Source organism: Aminobacter sp. MSH1 (assembly GCF_003071665.1).
GTDB classification, from domain to species: Bacteria; Pseudomonadota; Alphaproteobacteria; order Rhizobiales; family Rhizobiaceae; genus Aminobacter; species Aminobacter niigataensis.
The window spans coordinates 4702500-4720368 of the sequence record NZ_CP026265.1 but is presented as its reverse complement, the minus strand read 5'-3'; the positions used below and the strand labels follow the sequence as shown (position 1 = coordinate 4720368).

Below are 17869 nucleotides of genomic sequence, written 5' to 3'. Positions count from 1 at the left end.
TTTGCCGGATGCCCGATTTTTCGGCCCGTGCCAAGCTCCGATCGCAGCAAATCCGGATAGCCAATGACTGACGTGACTTACCCCGCGCCGCAATTCTCGCTGGACCAGGCAAAGGCCTTGGCCGCGAGCCACTTCGGCGTCGCAGGCAGGACGAGTTCGCTCGACAGCGAGCGCGACCAGAATTTCAAGCTGACGGCGGCGGAAGGGTCCCTTTGGATTCTCAAGATCGTCAACGCCAGCGAGCCGGCCAGCGAAAGCGAGTTCCAGGTGGCATTGCTCGATCATCTGGCGCGCACCGGCGCCGATGTCGCGGTGCCGCGCCTCCGGCTGACGCAAGACGGCGCAGCACTCGCCCATGCCACGGGCGTTGCCGGCGAGCAGCATGCCCTGCGGCTGGTGTCGTGGCTGCCCGGGATGCCGCTGGCCGAAGCCGCGCGCACGCCTGAACTCCTGGGCAATCTCGGCGCAGCACTTGGCCGGCTCGACCGCGCCCTGCAAGGCTTCATCCATCCCGGCGCCTTGCGCAGCTTCGACTGGGACATCAGGCAGGCCGGTGCCGCGCGTGGGCGGCTGCGTCACGTCGACGATGCCGAAGACCGTGCCTTGCTCGGACGGTTGCTCGACCGCTTCGATGCCGAGGTCGCGCCGCGCCTGGCGAGCTTGCGCGCCCAGGTCATCCACAACGACGCCAACGACTGGAATGTGCTCGTCGACGACAACGACAACAGCCGCATCGCCGGCATCATCGATTTCGGCGACGCGCTATTTTCCCCCGTCATCGCCGAGGTGGGGGTCGCCTGCGCCTATTCGATCCTCGATGTCGAGGATCCGATCGGTGCCGCAGCTCAGCTCGCCGCCGGCTTCCACGTCGAGTATCCGCTGCGCGAGGAAGAGATCGACCTTTTGTTCGACCTCATCGCCATGCGCCTGGTCATCTCGGTGTCGCTGTCGGCGCAGCGCAAGGCCCAGGTCGGCGACAATCCCTACCTGGCGATCTCGGAGGCCCCAGCCTGGCGGTTGCTTCGCCGGCTCGATGCCATGAACCGGCGTTTCGCCACCGCGATCCTGCGCCATGCCTGCGGCTTCGACGCCGCGCCCGGTGCGTCCGACATCACCCGCTGGATCGCTGACAATCGCAAGTCACTGGCGCCGATCCTCGAGCGTCATCCGGCAACGCTGGCCAAGGCGCTTGTGCCCTATGGCGATCCGGCCCATCCGATGACGGTCACCTCGGCCGGCCGGGAGCCGGACAAGGCCACCGCCTGGTGGGACGCCTATTGTGCTGAGAACGGTATCGCGCTTGGCATCGGCCCGTGGGGCGAGGCGCGCACCGTCTATACCTCCGACATCTTCTGGTCGCGCTTCGTCGAGGGCGCCCGCCGCGTGCATCACCTTGGCCTCGACCTGTTCATGCCGGCCGGCACCAGGGTCTACACGCCGCTCGCGGCTACCGTGAAAAGCGTCGAGATCGAGGAGGACCCGCTCGGCTATGGCTGCCTGATCGCCCTCGAGCATTCGCCCGAGGGCTGCCCGCCCTTCGTCACGCTTTGGGGCCACATGGCGCATGAGGCCATGGCACGCCTGAAGCCAGGGCAAGAGCTCGCGGCCGGCGCGCTGGTCGGCGAAATGGGCGCGCCCGCCGAGAACGGCGGCTGGGCACCGCATTTGCATTTCCAGATCTCGACCGACCCCGATCTTGCCGCCCGCGACATCCTCGGCGTCGGCGAGGCGCGTTATCTCGACGTCTGGGCCGAGCTGTTCCCCGATGCGGCAACCCTTGCCGGCATCCCGCCCGAGACCTTCCAGCGCGACGGCCGGACACGTCCTGAAATCGTCGCCGCGCGGAAAACCTCGCTGCTGCCCAACCTGTCGATCTCCTATTCCGAGCCGATCAAGTTCGTGCGCGGCGAGGGCGCCTGGCTGATCGACGATCGCGGCCGCGCCTATCTCGACTGCTTCAACAATGTCTGCCACCTCGGCCACGCCCACCCCGATGTCGTCGAGGCGATCGCCACCCAGGCGGCAAGGCTCAACACCAACACGCGTTACCTGCACGACGCCATCGTCACCTATGCCGAGCGGCTGACTGCGACCCTGCCCGATGGTCTTTCGGTTGCCTCCTTCGCCTGCTCTGGCAGCGAGGCCAACAGCCTCGCTCTGCGCATGTCGCGCACCTTAACCGGCCGCAATGACGCGGTCGTGCTCGACTGGGCTTACCACGGCACCACCCAAGAGTTGATCGACCTCAGCCCCTACAAATACAAGCGCAAGGGCGGCAAGGGTCGGCCGGCACACGTGTTCGAGGCAACCATTCCCGACAGCTACCGCGCGCCGTCTGACTGGCCGGTGGAAGAGCATGCCAGGCGTTTCGCCGAAAGTATCGCCGAGCAGATCGAGGCGATGCGCAAGGAAGGGCGGGCTCCTGCCTTCTTCATCGCCGAATCCATCCCCAGCGTCGCCGGCCAGGTTTTTCTCCCCGAGGGCTATCTGAAGGAAGTCTACGCCATGGTCCGCGCCGCCGGCGGCATCTGCATCGCCGACGAGGTGCAGGTCGGCTTCGGTCGCGTCGGCAGCCACTGGTGGGCCTTCGAGACGCAAGGCGTTACCCCCGACATCGTCACCATGGGCAAGCCCATCGGCAACGGCCACCCCATGTCGGCGCTGGTCACCACGCGCGACATCGCCGACCGCTTCGACAACGGCATGGAGTATTTCAACACCTTCGGCGGCAACCCGGTGTCCTGTGCCGCGGGCCTCGCCGTGCTCGACGTCATCGAGCGCGACCGCCTGCGTGACAATGCCGCCGACGTCGGCGCCTATCTCGTCGAGCGGTTCAAGGACATGCAGAGGCGCTACGAGGTCATCGGCGACGTCAGGGGCATGGGCCTGTTCCTCGGCATCGAGCTGGTTACCGACCGCAGGACGAAGGAGCCGGCCACCGCATTCGCCCGCAAGGTCAATGACGGCGCCCGCGCCCGTGGCGTGCTCATCGGCACCGAAGGCCCGCACGACAACGTGCTCAAGATGCGCCCGCCGATGATCTTCAGCCGGCGCGATGCCGATCATCTGGTCGGCGTTCTCGAAGAAACCTTCGCCGCGGTGGAAGCCGAAGGCACATAGCAGCAGGCCCGCGCGACGGCCTCGCGCGGAGGGACTTAACGACAGGGGATTTCACGAACTTCCGGCGCCCTGCGCCGGCGGCACGAAGAGGCTTTGCCTCGAAACAAGGGAGGAAGAACCATGAAACATCATCTCGCAGCACTTCTGCTCGGCACGGCCGCCCTCGCCACGCCGGCCAAGGCCGACACGCTCGACATCGTCAAGCAGCGTGGCACCGTCACCTGCGGCGTCAGCCAGGGTGTCGCCGGCTTCTCGGCGCCCGACGACGCCGGCAAGTGGTCGGGCTTCGACATCGACGTCTGCCGCGCCGTGGCCGCCGCCGTGCTCGGCGACGCCGACAAGGTCAGCTACGTGCCGCTGTCCACGAAGGAGCGCTTCACCGCGGTCCAGTCCGGCACAGTCGATCTGCTCTCGCGCCAGACCACCTGGACCCTGTCGCGCGACTCGAGCCTCGGCCTTCGTTTCGCCGGCACTGCCTATTATGACGGCCAGGGCTTCATGGTGCGCAAGGATCTCGGCGTCGACAGCGCGCTCAAGCTCGACGGGGCCACGGTCTGCACCGAACAGGGCACCACGACCGAGCAGAACGTCGCCGACTATTTCAGCGCCAACAAGCTGAAATACGAGCCGGTCGTCATCGATTCCGCCGACGGTATCATCAAGGCCTTCGATACCGGCCGCTGCGACGTCTACACCACCGATGCCTCTGCCCTCTATGCCCAGCGCCTGAAGCTCACCGACCCGGCCAACTACACTGTGCTGCCGGAAATCATCTCGAAGGAGCCGCTCGGACCGGCCGTACGCCAGGGCGACGACAAGTGGTTCAGCATCGTCCGCTGGACGCTGTTTGCGCTGATCGAGGCGGAAGAACTCGGCATCACCAAGGACAATGCCGAAGCCGGTCTTACCTCGGCCAATCCCGCCATCAAGCGTTTCCTTGGTGCCGAAGGCGACAGCGGCCAGCAGCTCGGCCTCGACCCGCGCTGGGCCTACAATGTCGTCTCCAAGGTCGGCAATTACGGCGAGATCTTCGAGCGCAATCTCGGCCAGTCGAGCGACCTCAAGATCGACCGCGGCATCAACGCCCAGTGGAACGCCGGCGGCCTGATGTACGCCCCGCCGGTGCGCTGAGGTTTCACCACATGGGGTCGCGCTCCGGCGCGGCCCCGCCTATTCTGGCGCCCGCGAATCCCCGGCCCGATGGCCAGCTTCGAAGGTGTCAGATGAGCATTGCCGACCGCATCCGCGTCCAGGACGTCAAAACTCTCTCGGACGACTGGTACGTGCTGAAGAAGACCACCTTCGCCTATCGCCGCGGCGACGGCGAATGGCAGACCCAGAGCCGCGAGACCTACGATCGCGGCAACGGCGCCACCATCCTGCTCTACGATCCCGCGCGCCGCACCGTGGTGCTGGTCAAGCAGTTCCGCTACCCGGCCTTCGTCAGCGGCTACGACGACATGCTGATCGAGACACCCGCCGGACTGCTCGACGATGCCGCCCCCGAAGAGCGCATCCGCGCCGAGGTCGAGGAAGAAACCGGCTTCCGTATCCACCATGTCCGCCGCGTCTTCGAAGCCTTCATGAGCCCGGGCGCCGTCACCGAGAAGATCTACTTCTTCGTCGGCGAGTACGAGCCGTCCGATCGTGTGTCCGCCGGCGGTGGTCATGCCGGCGAGGGCGAGGACATCGAGGTGCTGGAAATCGGCATCGACGAGGCGCTGGCGATGGTGTCGGACGGCCGCATCTGCGACGGCAAGACCATCATGCTGCTGCAATACGCGGCCCTTCACCTGCTGCGCGGAGCCTAGGAGCTATGTCCGGCATCGCCCGCGAACTCGGCATTTCTTTCGGCGCGTCGCCCACGGGCCCGCTCAACGCCATCACCGACGTGCCTGGCGTTTTGGTCGGCCACCGCACCATCCGCTCGGGAGACCTCAACACCGGCGTCACCGCCATCCTGCCCCATGGCGGCAACCTCTACCGCAAGAAGGTGCTGGCCGCCTGCGACATCATCAACGGCTTCGGCAAGAGTGCCGGCCTGATGCAGGTCGAGGAACTGGGCACGCTCGAAACGCCTGTCCTGCTCACCAACACCTTCGGCGTCGGCACCTGCGCCAACGCCCTGGTCCGCGCGGCGATTTCGGAGAACCCCGACATCGGCCGCGAGACCGTGACGGTCAATCCCGTGGTTATGGAGTGCAATGACGGCTATCTCAGCGATATCCAGGCGCTTGCCGTCACCGAGGACGATGCCCGCGCCGCGCTGGCCGCCGCCGCGTCAGGCCCCGTTGCCGAGGGCAATGTCGGCACCGGCACCGGCATGAGCTGTTTCGGCTTCAAGGGCGGCATCGGCACAGCCTCGCGCCGCATCGAGCTCGGCGGTCGCGACCATCATCTCGGCGTGCTGGTCCTCACCAATTTCGGCCGCGCTGGCGACCTCATCCTGCCCGACGGCCGCCGCCCCGACCCGCGCTCCAAGGTGGAGCCGGACAAGGGCTCGGTCATCGTCATCCTCGCCACCGACGTCGCCCTGGAGTACCGCCAGCTCAAGCGCGTCGTCCGCCGCTGCAGTGCTGGCCTTGCCAGGCTTGGCGCCTATTGGGGACATGGCAGCGGCGACATCGCGCTCGGCTTCTCGACAGCGCGGATCGTCGACCACGACGAGCGCGCCGATTTCGTCGCCATCTCAGCCCTCAACGAAAACCGCATCGACCGCCTGTTCCGCGCCGCAGCCGAAGCGACCGAGGAAGCGGTGGTGAATTCGATGTGCGCTGCCGAGGCAATGCACGGTTGGGCCGGGCATTTCCGCCCGTCCCTGGCCGATTGGCTGCGCTCACAGAGTTAGCCTAGAGCGGCTGCCGCGCATTGCGCCAGAAGTCCTGCGGTTCTTCGAGCAGGTGCGCCAGCCCAACGCGCTCGAAGGCGAGTGCCGCCTGTTCCGCCGCGTCGGCCAGGATGTCGTCGGCATCGAGATGGTCGGTCTTGCGGCCGCGCATCAGCACCTTGCCGTTGACGATGACGGTGTCGACATCGGCGGCATTGGCGAAATGGGCGATGCGCGTCACCGGCATGACCGGCGGGTAGAGATGCGGCTTGCGCATGTCGACCAGCACGATGTCGGCCTTCTTGCCTGTTTCCAGCGAGCCGAGTTCGCTCTCCAGTCCCATTGCCTTTGCAGCGTCGATGGTCGCCATCTCCAGCGTCTTGCCCGGCGGCAAATAGGCCGGGTCGCGGAAGTGGCGGCGATGGTAGTGCATGCACTGCGCCATGTGGCGGAACATGTCGTAGCCGCGGTCGGGGGCGGCGGCGTCGGATCCGAGGCAGACATTGATGCCAGCCTCGATCAGTTCCGGCACCGGGCAGCGGCCATAGACCGACATGATGGCGCTCGGATTGTGGATGATCGACGCGCCCGTCTCCTTGAGGGCGGCGAAGTCGTCCTCGGTAAGATCGACGCTGTGGCCCAGCAGGGCGAACTCACCGAGGACACCAAGATCGCGCGCCAGCGCGATCGAACCGTCGCGGTGGCCGTCCTGGGTGAACAGCACGCCCTTGCGACGGCGCAGATCCATCACCGCTTCGCCCATTTCGATGACCTGCCGGCGGGCGTCGGCATCCGCCACCTGGGCGGCATAGTAGACCGGCATCACCAGGCAGACGCCGGTGCCGCGGCCAAGCAGGTCGTTCCAGCGGTCGATCAGGATCTCGCTGACCTCCAGTTGGCGTTCGAACGATACCGTCACGTCCTTCGACTGCCCGGTCTCCGAAAAATGGCGATAGCTGCGCGGGAAGGGCGGTCGGCCGGGGCCCACCGCCATGAAGATGCGCAGGCCGGATTCGGCTGTCGCCCCGCTATGGGCGTCGCCGAAGGCCGGATCGTCGGTGCGGTAGATGTCGGCGCCGCCGCCGAGCAGCGTCATCGCCGTGGTGATGCCGCCGCGCAGCCGTTCGAGCTGGGTCATCCGCGCTTCGGCACGCCAGAAGGCGGCCGTCGAGCCGCGGGCATAGATCTCCTCGCAGGCCTCGAACCAGGTGTCGACGCCGGCGCCTGCATTGCGCACCAGCCCGTGGCCGGCGTGGGAATGGCTGTCGATCAGCCCGGGCATCGCCACCATGCCGGTGCCGTCGATGGTTTCCCTGGCGTCGGTAGGTGCGGCATCGCCTGCGCTACCGATGGCGCTGATGCGGTCGCCGGTGACCGTCAGCCAGCCGCCCTCGATCACCCGGCGATCCCGGTCGACGGTCACGATGGTCACGTTGCGCACGAGGATGTCTGGCTGCGCCATGTCTTCTGCTTTCCAATTTTGGCCCGCTCAGAGGCCGAGAATGTCTTCCAGGTCGCGCGCGGCGACGCGGTCGCTTTCCAGGTCGAGCTGGTTTTCGATATGGGCGAGGTGGTGGTGCATCACGGCCAGCGCCTTCCTGGCATCGCGCGCGGTGATGCTGGCGACGATGTCCGCGTGCTCGTCGGGGCCGCAGTTCAGCACGTCCTTCTGCTGGTACATCGCCATGATCAGCGACGTCCGCGAGACCAGGTCGCGCAGGAGGCTGGCCAGGATCTGCGACTGCGCCAGTTCGGCGATCAGCATGTGGAACGCGCCCGACAGCCTGATGGCGCCGGCAACGTCGCCGCTCTGGTGAGCCTTGCGTTCGGCCTCGACATGCTGGCTGAGCCGCGCGATGCCGCCGGCGTCGATCGTCGCGCACAGCCGCTCGACGAGTCGCTCCTCGATGGTGCGGCGGGCGAAGAAGACATCGCGTGCCTCTTCGATCGACGGTTTGGATACAAAAGCACCGCGGTTTGGAACCAATGTGATCAGACCGTCGCGTGCCAGATTCTGCAATACATGGCGGATGCGCGCCCGGCTGGCGCTGAAGATGTCGGCGAGTTGCTCTTCCTTCAGCCGTGTACCGGGGCCGACCTGCCGTTCGGCGATCGCGTTCCAGATTTTCTCGTAAATCTCTTGATCGGTGGCATGTCGCTTGCCCGCTTCAGCGTCCATCCAATCCTCCTCCCGCCGGGTCCGATGTGCGACCCGCAGCCTATTCAAACCCAAAAACGCCGCAAGTCAACAAATTTGTCGACATGGATTGTTGACAATAATTGGATACGATGTCAGCGTTAAATGGATGGAGCCCAAAGGCGCCCTGCAAACGTGAAGGCGCGGGTCCACTGGTTCTGTAACGGGAGGAGTTCAATGAAGAAGTTCCTGCTCGCGGCCACCGCCGCGGCTCTGGTCCAGCTTGGCATGATGGGCAACGCGAGCGCAGCCGAGCTGCGTTATGCTGCGGCCGGCGACATCTACGGGCTCGACCCGGATTCGATGACCGACAGCTTCTCGAACAATTTCCTACAGCACATCTACGAGCCGCTGGTCCGCTACAACAAGGAACTGAAGATCGAGCCGGCGCTGGCCCTGTCCTGGGAAGTCGTCAAGCCCGACGTCGTCCGCTACAAGCTGCGCCAGGGCGTCAAGTTCCATGATGGTGCCGAGTTCGGTGCCGACGACGTCATCATGTCGCTTATGCGCGCCGTCGACGAGAATTCGCCGATCAAGGGCAACTTGCCGGCGCTCAAGTCGGTCGAGAAGATCGACGACTACACCGTCGACCTGCACCTCGCCGGCCCGACGCCGCTGCTCAACAACTATCTCACCAACATCGCTGTCTTCGATGCCGGCTGGCTGGAGAAGAACAATGCGGTCAAGCCGATCAACGCCGAGCTCGGCCAGGAAGGCTACACCTCGACCCATGCCAACGGCACCGGTCCCTTCAAGCTCGAAAGCCGCCGCCCCGATGCCCAGACCGTTCTGGTCGTCAACGAAGGCTGGTGGGACAAGCCGCAGCACAACCTGACCAAGGTTATCTTCACCCCGATCGCCTCCGACGCCACCCGCGTCGCAGCGCTGCTCTCGGGCGAGGTCGACATCATCACGCCGTCGCCGCTGCAGGATGCCAAGCGCATCGCCTCGAACCCCGGCACCAAGGTTCTGGAAAATCCGGGCCTGCGCACCATCATGATGAACTTCAACATGCGCGATAAGCTCGTCGACGGAAACGTCGAAGGCAATCCGTTCAAGGATGCACGTGTTCGCAAGGCCGTCTACCAGGCCATCAACATGGATCTGGTCCGCGACAAGATCATGCGCGGCAAGTCGCGCGTCTCCGGCATGCAGATCGCGCCCGAGGTGCCTGGCTTCGACGCCAAGCTCAACGAGCGTTTCCCCTATGATCCGGCGGCCGCCAAGGCGCTGCTGGCCGAGGCCGGCTATGCCGACGGCTTCCAGTTCAACATGAACTGCCCCAACGATGCCTACGTCAACGACGAGGAAGTCTGCCAGGCGATGACGGCGATGCTGGCCCAGGTCGGCCTCAACGCCAAGCTTGTCACCGAGGCACGCACCCTGCACTTCAAGAAGGCGCAGGAAGGCCAGACCGACATGTTCATGATCGGCTGGGCGACGCTGCCGATGCTCGACGGCTTCTCCGTGCTGTCGGCCATGCTGCACTCGCCCGAGGAGAAGCTCGGCACCTGGAATCCTGGTGGCTACAAGAACGCAAAGGTCGACGAACTGGTCAAGAAGATCGACGTCGAACTCGACGAGGCCAAGCGCCGCGCGATGATGGTCGAGGCCTTCGGCATCACCGAGCAGGAAGTCGCCTGGCTGCCGCTGCACCAACAGCCGCTGTCATGGGCAGTGCGCGACAATGTCGAGGTGGTCCAGACCGCCGACGACCTGCTCCGCCTCTGGTACGTCAACGTCAAGTAAGTCGAACCGGGCCCCTGTCCATCTAGGGCAGGGGCCTTTCGCTACCGGCAAGCCCGCCCCCACGAAGCGGGCCTACCTCCAAGGGAGCTGCGACGATGTTCGTATTCCTCGTCCGCCGTCTGCTGCAGGCCGTCATGGTCATGCTTGCCGTGGCGTTCATCGCCTTCCTGATGTTCCGTTTCCTCGGCGACCCGGTCAACAACATCGTCAGCCAGGATGCCACCCAGGTCCAGCGTGAGGAGGTGCGTCAGCGCCTGCGTCTCGACGACCCGCTGGTCCTCCAGTACGGCCGTTTCGTCGTCAATGCCGCCAAGGGCGATTTCGGCGTCTCCTACCGCAACAGCCGTCCGGTCAGCGCGCTGCTCGCCGAACGCTTCCCGGCCACAGCCGAACTGGTGCTGGTCGCCGCCATGCTGTCGCTGGTGCTCGGCATTCCGCTCGGCATCTACACCGCGCTCAAGCCGCGCGGTGTGCTCAGCCAGGGCCTGCAGATCATGTCGCTGATCGGCATCTCGCTGCCTACCTTCGTCACCGGCATCCTGCTCATCCTGGTGTTCTCGGTCTGGCTCGGCTGGCTGCCGTCCTTCGGCCGTGGCGACGTCATCGACGTCGGCTGGTGGTCGACGGGCTTCCTCACCGCCTCCGGCCTCAAGGCGCTGATCCTGCCGTCCTTCATGCTGTGCCTGTTCCAGCTGACGCTGATCATGCGGCTGGTGCGTGCCGAGATGCTGGAGGTGCTGCGCGCAGACTACATCAAGTTCGCCAAGGCGCGCGGGCTGAAGAGCCGCGCCATCCATTTCCGCCATGCGCTCAAGAACACGCTGATCCCCGTCGTCACCATCTTCGGGCTTCAGCTCGGCGGCCTCATCGCCTTCGCCATCATCACCGAGACGGTGTTCCAGTGGCCGGGCATGGGCGCGCTCTTCATCCAGGCCGTCAACTTCACCGACGTGCCTGTCATGGCGGCCTATCTCGTCATGGTCTCGCTGATCTTCGTCATCATCAACACCAGCGTCGACCTTCTCTACAACGTCATCGATCCGCGCCTTCGCACCGATCCGACCCGGGCCTCCGGGAAGGGCGCCTGACGGGAACCCATGACCATGAGTGACACCTCCTTCACCGGGCGCCTGCGCAGCTTCGCCGACAGCGACCTGTTCTACTCGTTCCGCCGCTCCAGGACGACGGTCATCGCCGCAGTCGCGCTGGCGCTGCTGTTTTTCGGCGCGATCTTCGCGCCGGTGATCGCGCCCTACGATCCATTCGACATTGCCCACCTCAACCTGCTCGACAGCGAGTTGCCGCCGGCCTGGATGGAAGGTTCCAACCCGGCCTACATCCTCGGCACCGACACCCAGGCGCGCGACGTGCTGTCGTCGATCCTCTACGGCCTGCGCATCTCGCTCTTCGTCGGCTTCGCCTCGGTCATCCTTGCTGCCGTGCTCGGCGTCTTCCTCGGGCTTGTCGGCGGCTTCGTCGGCGGCATCGTCGATGCCGTCATCATGCGCGTCGCCGATGTTCTGCTGAGCTTCCCGGCGATCCTCGTCGCACTGCTTATCAACGGTGTCATGCGTGGCATCCTCCCCGCCAACCAGCACGAGAGCGCGGCCATCCTCGTTCTCGTGCTGGCCATCGGGCTCACCAACTGGGTGCAATACGCCCGCACCGTGCGCGGCTCGACGCTGGTCGAGCGCCAGCGCGAATACGTCCAGGCTGCACGCACCATCGGCGTCGGTCGCCTGCGCATCATGCTCACCCACATCCTGCCCAACGTGCTCGGCCCGGTGCTGGTCATCGCCACCATCAATCTCGGCATGGCGGTGCTGACGGAAGCGACGCTGTCTTTCCTCGGCGTCGGCATGCCGGCGACCCAGCCTTCGCTCGGCACGCTCATCCGCGTCGGCAACGAGTACCTGTTCTCCGGCATCTGGTGGGTTGTCATCTTCCCGTCGGCAACGCTCGCCGTGCTGGTCCTCGCCGTCAACCTGATCGGCGACTGGCTGCGCGACGCCCTCAATCCGAAGCTGAGGTAAGGCCATGGCCCTGCTCGAAGTCGAAAATCTGAAAGTCGAGTTCCCCACCCGCAAGGGCGTGCTCACCGCCGTCGACAACGTCTCCTTCAACGTCGAACAGGGCGAGATCCTCGGCGTCGTCGGCGAGTCCGGCGCCGGCAAGTCGATGACCGGCGCTGCCGTCATCGGCCTGCTCGAACCGCCCGGCCGCATCGGCGGCGGCCAGATCCGCCTCGACGGCAAGCGCATCGACAACCTGTCGCCCGACGAGATGCGCAAGATCCGCGGCCGCCACATCGGCGCGATCTTCCAGGACCCGCTGACCAGCCTCAACCCGCTGTTCACTGTCGGCGAGCAATTGGTCGAGACGATCCGCACGCATTTGCCGATGTCCGCAGCGGAAGCCAAGAAGCGCGCCATCGGCTGGCTCGCCGAGGTCGGCATCCCGGCGCCCGACAGGCGCTTCGACCAGTACCCGCACCAGTTCTCCGGCGGCATGCGCCAGCGCGTGGTCATCGCCCTGGCACTCTGCGCCGAGCCGCGGCTGATCATCGCCGACGAGCCGACCACCGCGCTCGACGTTTCGGTCCAGGCACAGATCATCGCGCTGCTCAAGCGGGTCTGCCGCGAGCGCAATGCGGCCGCGATCCTTGTCACCCACGACATGGGCGTCATCGCCGAGACCGCCGACCGTGTCGCGGTGATGTATGCCGGACGCCTCGCCGAGATCGGCCCGGTCGCGCATGTGCTGCAGAAGCCGAGCCATCCCTATACGGCCGGCCTGATGGGTTCGATCCCGCGCGTCGGTCCGCGTCCAGAACGGCTGATCCAGATCGAGGGCTCTATGCCGCGCCTGACCGACATCCCGAGTGGCTGCGCCTTTAATCCGCGCTGCCCCAAGGTCTTCGCCGAATGCCACCGTGTCAGGCCCGAACTGCGCCAGCTCGCCGACGGTGCCGCCGCCTGCCTGCTCTATGAAGGGGTGACGCAATGAACGCCGCACCGATTGCCAGAACCGGCCAGCCGCTGCTCCAGGTCAAGGGCCTGAAGAAGCACTTTGCCATGGCCAAGCCTTTCCTCAACCGGCTGCTGGAAGGCGGCGAGCAGCAGACGGTCAAGGCCGTCGACGGTCTCGACCTCGAGATCCCGCGCGGCCAGACGCTGAGCCTGGTTGGCGAGTCCGGCTGCGGCAAGTCGACGGTCGCCCGGCTGATCATGGGCCTGTCCAATCCGTCGGGCGGTTCCATCTTCTTCGACGGCGCCGACATCTCCCGCGCCCCGGCGGGCCAGCCGGCGGACATCCGCCGCCGCATGCAGATGATCTTCCAGGATCCCTATGCCAGCCTCAACCCGCGCTGGCGTGTCGCCGACATCATCGCCGAGCCGCTGCGCACCTATGGCATGTGCGCCTCGCGCCAGGAGGAACGCCGCGAGGTCGACCGCCTGCTCGAGTTCGTCGGCCTCAACGCCAAGGACGGCGACAAGTTTCCGCACGAGTTTTCCGGCGGCCAGCGCCAGCGCATCTCGATCGCCCGCGCCATTTCCACCAAGCCGGAGTTTCTCGTCTGCGACGAGCCGACCTCGGCGCTCGACGTCTCGGTCCAGGCGCAGATCCTCAACCTGATGCGCGAGATGCAGCGCGAGCTCGGCCTGACCTATTTGTTCATCAGCCACGATCTGGCGGTGGTCAATTTCATGTCCGACTGGATCGGCGTCATGTATCTCGGTCGCCTCGTCGAGGTCTCGCCCGCGGCCGAACTGTTCGCCAATCCGCAGCATCCCTATACGAGGCTGCTGCTCGACACGATCCCAGACCTTGGCATGTCGAAGCGCGACCGCCAGCCGGCCGCCGGCGAGGTGCCCAATCCGATCAACCCGCCGCCGGGCTGCCACTTCCATCCGCGCTGCGTGCTCGCCAACGAGCGGTGCCGGAGTGAGGCGCCGGTGCTTCGCATGTATGATGGCGGCGTGCGCGCCTCTTGCCATGCGGTCGAGGAAGGGCGCGGTGTCGAACCGATCATGGCACTGGCACGTGCCGCCCACCCGCTGCAGGCTGCGGTCTGAGGGAGAAAAAATGGATTTCGATTTCGCCGAACTGCCCGAAAACGATCGCTACCGGCTGCTGTGCAGCTTCGTTGGGCCGCGTCCCATAGCGCTGGTCACCACCATCGACGAACACGGCTGCAACAACGCCGCGCCGATGAGCTTCTTCAATGTCTTCTCGCACGAGCCGCCGCTGCTCATCCTCGGCATGCAGACCCGCCCCGACGGCACCGCCAAGGATACCGTCGCCAACATCAGGCGCTCTGGCGAGTTCGTCGTCCACATGGTCGACATGGCGATCGCCAACGAGATGATCGTCACCGGCATCAACTTCCCGAGTGACGTCGACGAGATCGAGTTGGCCGGGCTGACCAGCACCCCGTCGGTCAAGGTCGCGGCCCCCCGCATCGAGGAATCGCCCTGCGCCATGGAATGCCGGGTGTCGCAGATCCTCGACTATGGCCGCCGCACCATCGTCATCGGCGAGGTGGTGCAGATGTATGTCCGCGACGAATGCCTCGACGAGCGTGGCCGCTACGTCCGGCCGGAGGTCTACCAGCCGATCGCCAGGCTGCATGCCGACAACTACATCGTCGCCGACAACCAGTTCGTGCTCAAACGTCCGGCCGAGCTTCTTCACCACGAGGAAGCCGCCGGCTATGCCGTATCGAAGCCGGAAAAGGTTGCCGGCTGACCCAGGGAATGCGCCGGGCGTCCGCGCCCGGCTCCACTGAAATTCGAGAATGCAGCGGTGCTGAAAATGAAAGAACTCCTCCTCAGGAACGTCCGGCCCTTCGGCGGTGCTGCGACCGACATCCTCATCCGCGACGGCCGCATCGCCCGTGTTGGCAAGGCCGACGCCCCGGCTGCCGAGGTCGAGGACGGTGGTGGTGCGATTGCCATTCCCGGCCTGATCGAGGCGCATGCCCATCTCGACAAGTCGCTGTGGGGCATGGGCTGGCATGTCCATCAGGCCGGCCCGGCTCTTGAGGACAAGATTTCCACCGAGCGCCGCCTGCGCCGCGAACTCAACATCGATCCCGCCCGCCAGTCGGCGCGCCAGGTGGCGCTCGCCGCCTCGCACGGCACCACCGCCATCCGCAGCCATGTCGACATCGACACCGACCAGAAGCTGTGGTGCTTCGAGGGCGTGGCCGCCACGCGCGAACGCTTCCGCGATGTCATGGACATCGAGATCGTCGCCTTCCCGCAGTCGGGCCTGATGATCCGCCCCGGCACGCTGGAGCTGATGGACGAAGCCCTTGCCAATGGAGCCGATGTCGTCGGCGGCCTCGACCCCTGCGGCATCGACCGCGACCCCAAGGGCCAGCTCGACGCCATCTTCGGCCTCGCCGAGAAGCACGGCAAGCCGATCGACATCCACCTCCACGAAGCCGACGACCTCGGCGCCTTCTCGATGGAGATGATCATCGAACGGACCCGCGCGCTCGGCATGCAGGGCAAGGTCACCATCAGCCATGCCTTCTGCCTCGGCATGACCGACCGCGCCCGCGCCGCTTCGCTCACCGAGCAGTTGGCGCATCAGGACATCGCCATTGCCACCACGGCGCCGGCATCGCGTCCCGTGCCCATGGCGGCCGAGCTGCGCCGTGCCGGCGTGCGTCTCTGCGCCGGCTCCGACGGTATCCGAGACACCTGGGGTCCCTACGGCAATCTCGACATGCTGGAGCGCGCGCTGTTCATCGGCCTGCGCAACAATTTCCGCAACGACGCCGACGTCGAATACGCCCTGCATATCTGCACCCAGGGCGGCGCCGACGTCATGGAGCTCGCCGACTACGGCCTGCGCGAAGGCGCCTTCGCCGACATCGTCCTGCTCGATGCCGAGACCGTGCCGGAAGCCGTTGCCGCCCGTCCGAAGCGCAAGCTGGTGCTCAAGCGCGGCAAGCCGGTGGCGCGCGATGGCCAAGCCCTTTTCACTGTCGAATGAGAATTTGAAATGACCGAACCTTTGCTTCTCACCGCCCGCTGGGTCGTCGGCCATGTCGACGGCCGCCACGCGCTCTATCCCAATGGCGAAGTCGTTGTATCAGGCGACCGCGTGCTCTTCGTCGGCCACGGCTATGAGGGCCCCGTCGCTCGCCGCATCGACTATGGCAACGCGCTCATCGGCCCGGGCTTCGTCGATCTCGACGCGCTGTCCGACCTCGACACCACCGTGCTCGGCTACGACAACCAGCCAGCGGTCAAGAAGGGCCGCATCTGGCCCGAAACCTACATGGAAAGCGGCCCCTTCGAGATGTACTCGGAGGAAGAGCTGGCGTTCCAGAAGCGCTACGCCTTCTCCAGGCTGATCCGCTCCGGCATCACCACCGCTCTGCCCATCGCCTCGCTGTTCTACCGCCAGTGGGGCGAAACGACAGGCGAGTTCAGCGCTGCCGCCGAAGCCGCGCGCGACCTCGGCCTGCGCGTCTATCTCGGCCCAGCCTACCGCTCGGGCAACAGCTTCGTCCGCCGCGACGGCACAATCGACTACCATTTCGACGAGGAACGCGGCCTCGACGGTCTCGCCGATGCGGTCGATTTTTGCCGCAAGTTCGAGGGCCAGGCCAATGGCCTGATCCGCACCATGCTCGCCCCCGACCGCATCGAGACCTGCACGCCCGAACTGCTCAAGGCCTCAGCGGCCGCGGCCGAGGCGCTCGACGTGCCGATCCGCCTGCATTGCTGCCAGTCGCCGTTCGAGTACCAGAGCGTGCTCAAGCTGCGCGGCATGAGCCCGGCCGAATGGCTCGAAAGCCTGGGCTTCCTGTCGCCGCGCGCGATCCTGCCCCACGGCACCCATGTCAGTGGCCGCAACGGCATCGACCGGCCGGGCAGGGACCTGGAGATCCTGCGCGACGGCGGCGGCACCATCGCCCATTGCCCGCTGGTCTCGGCCCGCCACGGCAACGCGCTCCAGTCCTTCCGCAAGTACCGCGACATGGGCATCCGCATCGGTCTCGGCACAGACACCTACCCGCCGGACATGTTCCTCAACATGCAGGTCGGCATGATGCTCTGCCGCATCGAGGAAGGCGGTACTGACGGCTGCCGTTCCGAGGATTATTATGATGCCGCCACCCTTGGCGGTGCCGACGCGCTCAACCGTCCCGACCTCGGCCGCCTGCAGGCCGGCTCCGCCGCCGACCTGATCGTCGTCGATTTCGACGACCCGTTCATGGGCCAGACCATCGACCCGATCCAGACGCTGATGCTCAACGCCTCGGCCCGGTCGGTCTCGACCGTGATGATCGCCGGCCGCTTCGTCATGGAGAATGGCGTCATCCCGGGTGTCGACGACCGTGAATATCGCAAGCGCGCGCAGACGCAGTTCGACGGCGTCATCGCCAAGTACCCGCTGCGCACCTTCAGCCATCCGCCGGTCGAGGAAATCTTCTCGTCGAGCTACCCGACCCACCGCAAGGCGTAAGCCCCCGACGCCTTGCACGGAAAGGGCGCCACCACGCGGTGGCGCCCTTTTTGTTTGCAAGCAGAGTTTGGAGCCTGCCGGGCTCTGCAAGGTCGCTCTTTGTCAGCAGGCATGCGCCGTGATTTGACATGCAGGCATTTACCTGCATATTGTCTCTCACATGAGTGAGACCGATGAACGCTGACGACGTTTTCAAGGCACTGGCCGACCCGACACGCAGGAGGCTGCTTGACCTTCTCTACGAGAAGAACGGGCAGACGCTCGGCCAGCTTTGCGAAAATCTTGAGATGGCCCGCCAGTCCGCCACGCAGCACCTTGGGATTCTGGAGGCGGCCAATCTGGTGAGCACGGTCAGGCGTGGCCGGGAAAAGCTGCATTTCATCAACCCCGTGCCGTTGCACGAAGTCTACGAACGTTGGGTGCGGAAATTCGAACGTCAGCGGCTCAGCTTGCTGCACGATCTGAAGAAGGAACTCGAAGGAGAGTGA

The 17869-nt window shown here is 65.7% G+C and carries 15 protein-coding genes; 13 read left to right on the top strand and 2 right to left on the bottom strand.

Going from position 1 to position 17869, the window contains the following annotated elements; translation table 11 throughout:
- Window positions 1–63 precede the first annotated feature (63 nt).
- The 4 genes from CO731_RS23305 to CO731_RS23290 all read left to right on the top strand — a co-directional run bounded on the left by CO731_RS23305 (window position 64) and on the right by CO731_RS23290 (window position 5968).
- Complete coding sequence (locus tag CO731_RS23305; RefSeq protein WP_108609027.1) at window positions 64–3120, top strand: aminotransferase class III-fold pyridoxal phosphate-dependent enzyme; 3057 nt, start codon at window positions 64–66, stop codon at window positions 3118–3120.
- Window positions 3121–3240: 120 nt separating this feature from the next.
- Window positions 3241–4251, top strand: a complete 1011-nt coding sequence (locus CO731_RS23300) for an amino acid ABC transporter substrate-binding protein (protein ID WP_108609026.1) — start codon at window positions 3241–3243, stop codon at window positions 4249–4251.
- Window positions 4252–4343: 92 nt separating this feature from the next.
- A complete protein-coding gene (locus CO731_RS23295; protein WP_108609025.1) occupies window positions 4344–4931 on the top strand; it encodes an NUDIX domain-containing protein in 588 nt (195 codons plus the stop codon).
- A gap of 5 nt (window positions 4932–4936) precedes the next feature.
- Window positions 4937–5968: a P1 family peptidase gene (locus CO731_RS23290; protein WP_108609024.1), complete on the top strand. Its 1032-nt coding sequence runs from the start codon at window positions 4937–4939 to the stop codon at window positions 5966–5968.
- A 1-nt stretch (window position 5969) separates the two neighbouring features.
- On the opposite strand, the gene CO731_RS23285 is transcribed toward CO731_RS23290, so the two are convergent.
- Together CO731_RS23285 and CO731_RS23280 are read right to left on the bottom strand one after the other, a co-directional pair.
- Window positions 5970–7409, bottom strand: coding sequence for an amidohydrolase family protein (locus CO731_RS23285; RefSeq protein WP_108609023.1), 1440 nt, complete (start codon window positions 7407–7409; stop codon window positions 5970–5972).
- 27 nt (window positions 7410–7436) lie between these two features.
- A complete protein-coding gene (locus tag CO731_RS23280) occupies window positions 7437–8126 on the bottom strand; it encodes a GntR family transcriptional regulator (RefSeq protein ID WP_108609022.1) in 690 nt (229 codons plus the stop codon).
- A gap of 195 nt (window positions 8127–8321) precedes the next feature.
- On the opposite strand from CO731_RS23280, the gene CO731_RS23275 reads away from it, so the two are divergent.
- The 9 genes from CO731_RS23275 to CO731_RS23235 all read left to right on the top strand — a co-directional run bounded on the left by CO731_RS23275 (window position 8322) and on the right by CO731_RS23235 (window position 17869).
- Window positions 8322–9893: an ABC transporter substrate-binding protein gene (locus CO731_RS23275; RefSeq protein ID WP_108609021.1), complete on the top strand. Its 1572-nt coding sequence runs from the start codon at window positions 8322–8324 to the stop codon at window positions 9891–9893.
- A 95-nt stretch (window positions 9894–9988) separates the two neighbouring features.
- Complete coding sequence (locus CO731_RS23270) at window positions 9989–10981, top strand: ABC transporter permease (RefSeq protein ID WP_108609020.1); 993 nt, start codon at window positions 9989–9991, stop codon at window positions 10979–10981.
- A gap of 15 nt (window positions 10982–10996) precedes the next feature.
- Entirely contained in the window at window positions 10997–11926 is a 930-nt protein-coding gene (locus tag CO731_RS23265) for an ABC transporter permease (RefSeq protein WP_199914508.1), read from the top strand.
- A gap of 4 nt (window positions 11927–11930) precedes the next feature.
- Window positions 11931–12899 carry an ABC transporter ATP-binding protein gene (locus tag CO731_RS23260; RefSeq protein WP_108609018.1) on the top strand — a complete coding sequence of 323 codons (969 nt, stop codon included), beginning with the start codon at window positions 11931–11933 and terminating at the stop codon, window positions 12897–12899.
- A complete protein-coding gene (locus CO731_RS23255; RefSeq protein WP_108609017.1) occupies window positions 12896–13969 on the top strand; it encodes an oligopeptide/dipeptide ABC transporter ATP-binding protein in 1074 nt (357 codons plus the stop codon). The genes CO731_RS23260 and CO731_RS23255 overlap by 4 nt, the downstream gene beginning before the upstream one ends.
- Window positions 13970–13979: 10 nt before the next feature.
- A complete protein-coding gene (locus tag CO731_RS23250) occupies window positions 13980–14642 on the top strand; it encodes a flavin reductase family protein (RefSeq protein ID WP_108609016.1) in 663 nt (220 codons plus the stop codon).
- A 66-nt stretch (window positions 14643–14708) separates the two neighbouring features.
- Window positions 14709–15899, top strand: a complete 1191-nt coding sequence (locus CO731_RS23245) for an amidohydrolase family protein (RefSeq protein WP_108609015.1) — start codon at window positions 14709–14711, stop codon at window positions 15897–15899.
- 9 nt (window positions 15900–15908) lie between these two features.
- Complete coding sequence (locus CO731_RS23240; protein ID WP_108609014.1) at window positions 15909–17381, top strand: amidohydrolase family protein; 1473 nt, start codon at window positions 15909–15911, stop codon at window positions 17379–17381.
- Between the two features lie 173 nt (window positions 17382–17554).
- On the top strand, window positions 17555–17869 hold the full coding sequence (locus tag CO731_RS23235; protein ID WP_108609013.1) for a helix-turn-helix domain-containing protein: 315 nt from the start codon (window positions 17555–17557) through the stop codon (window positions 17867–17869).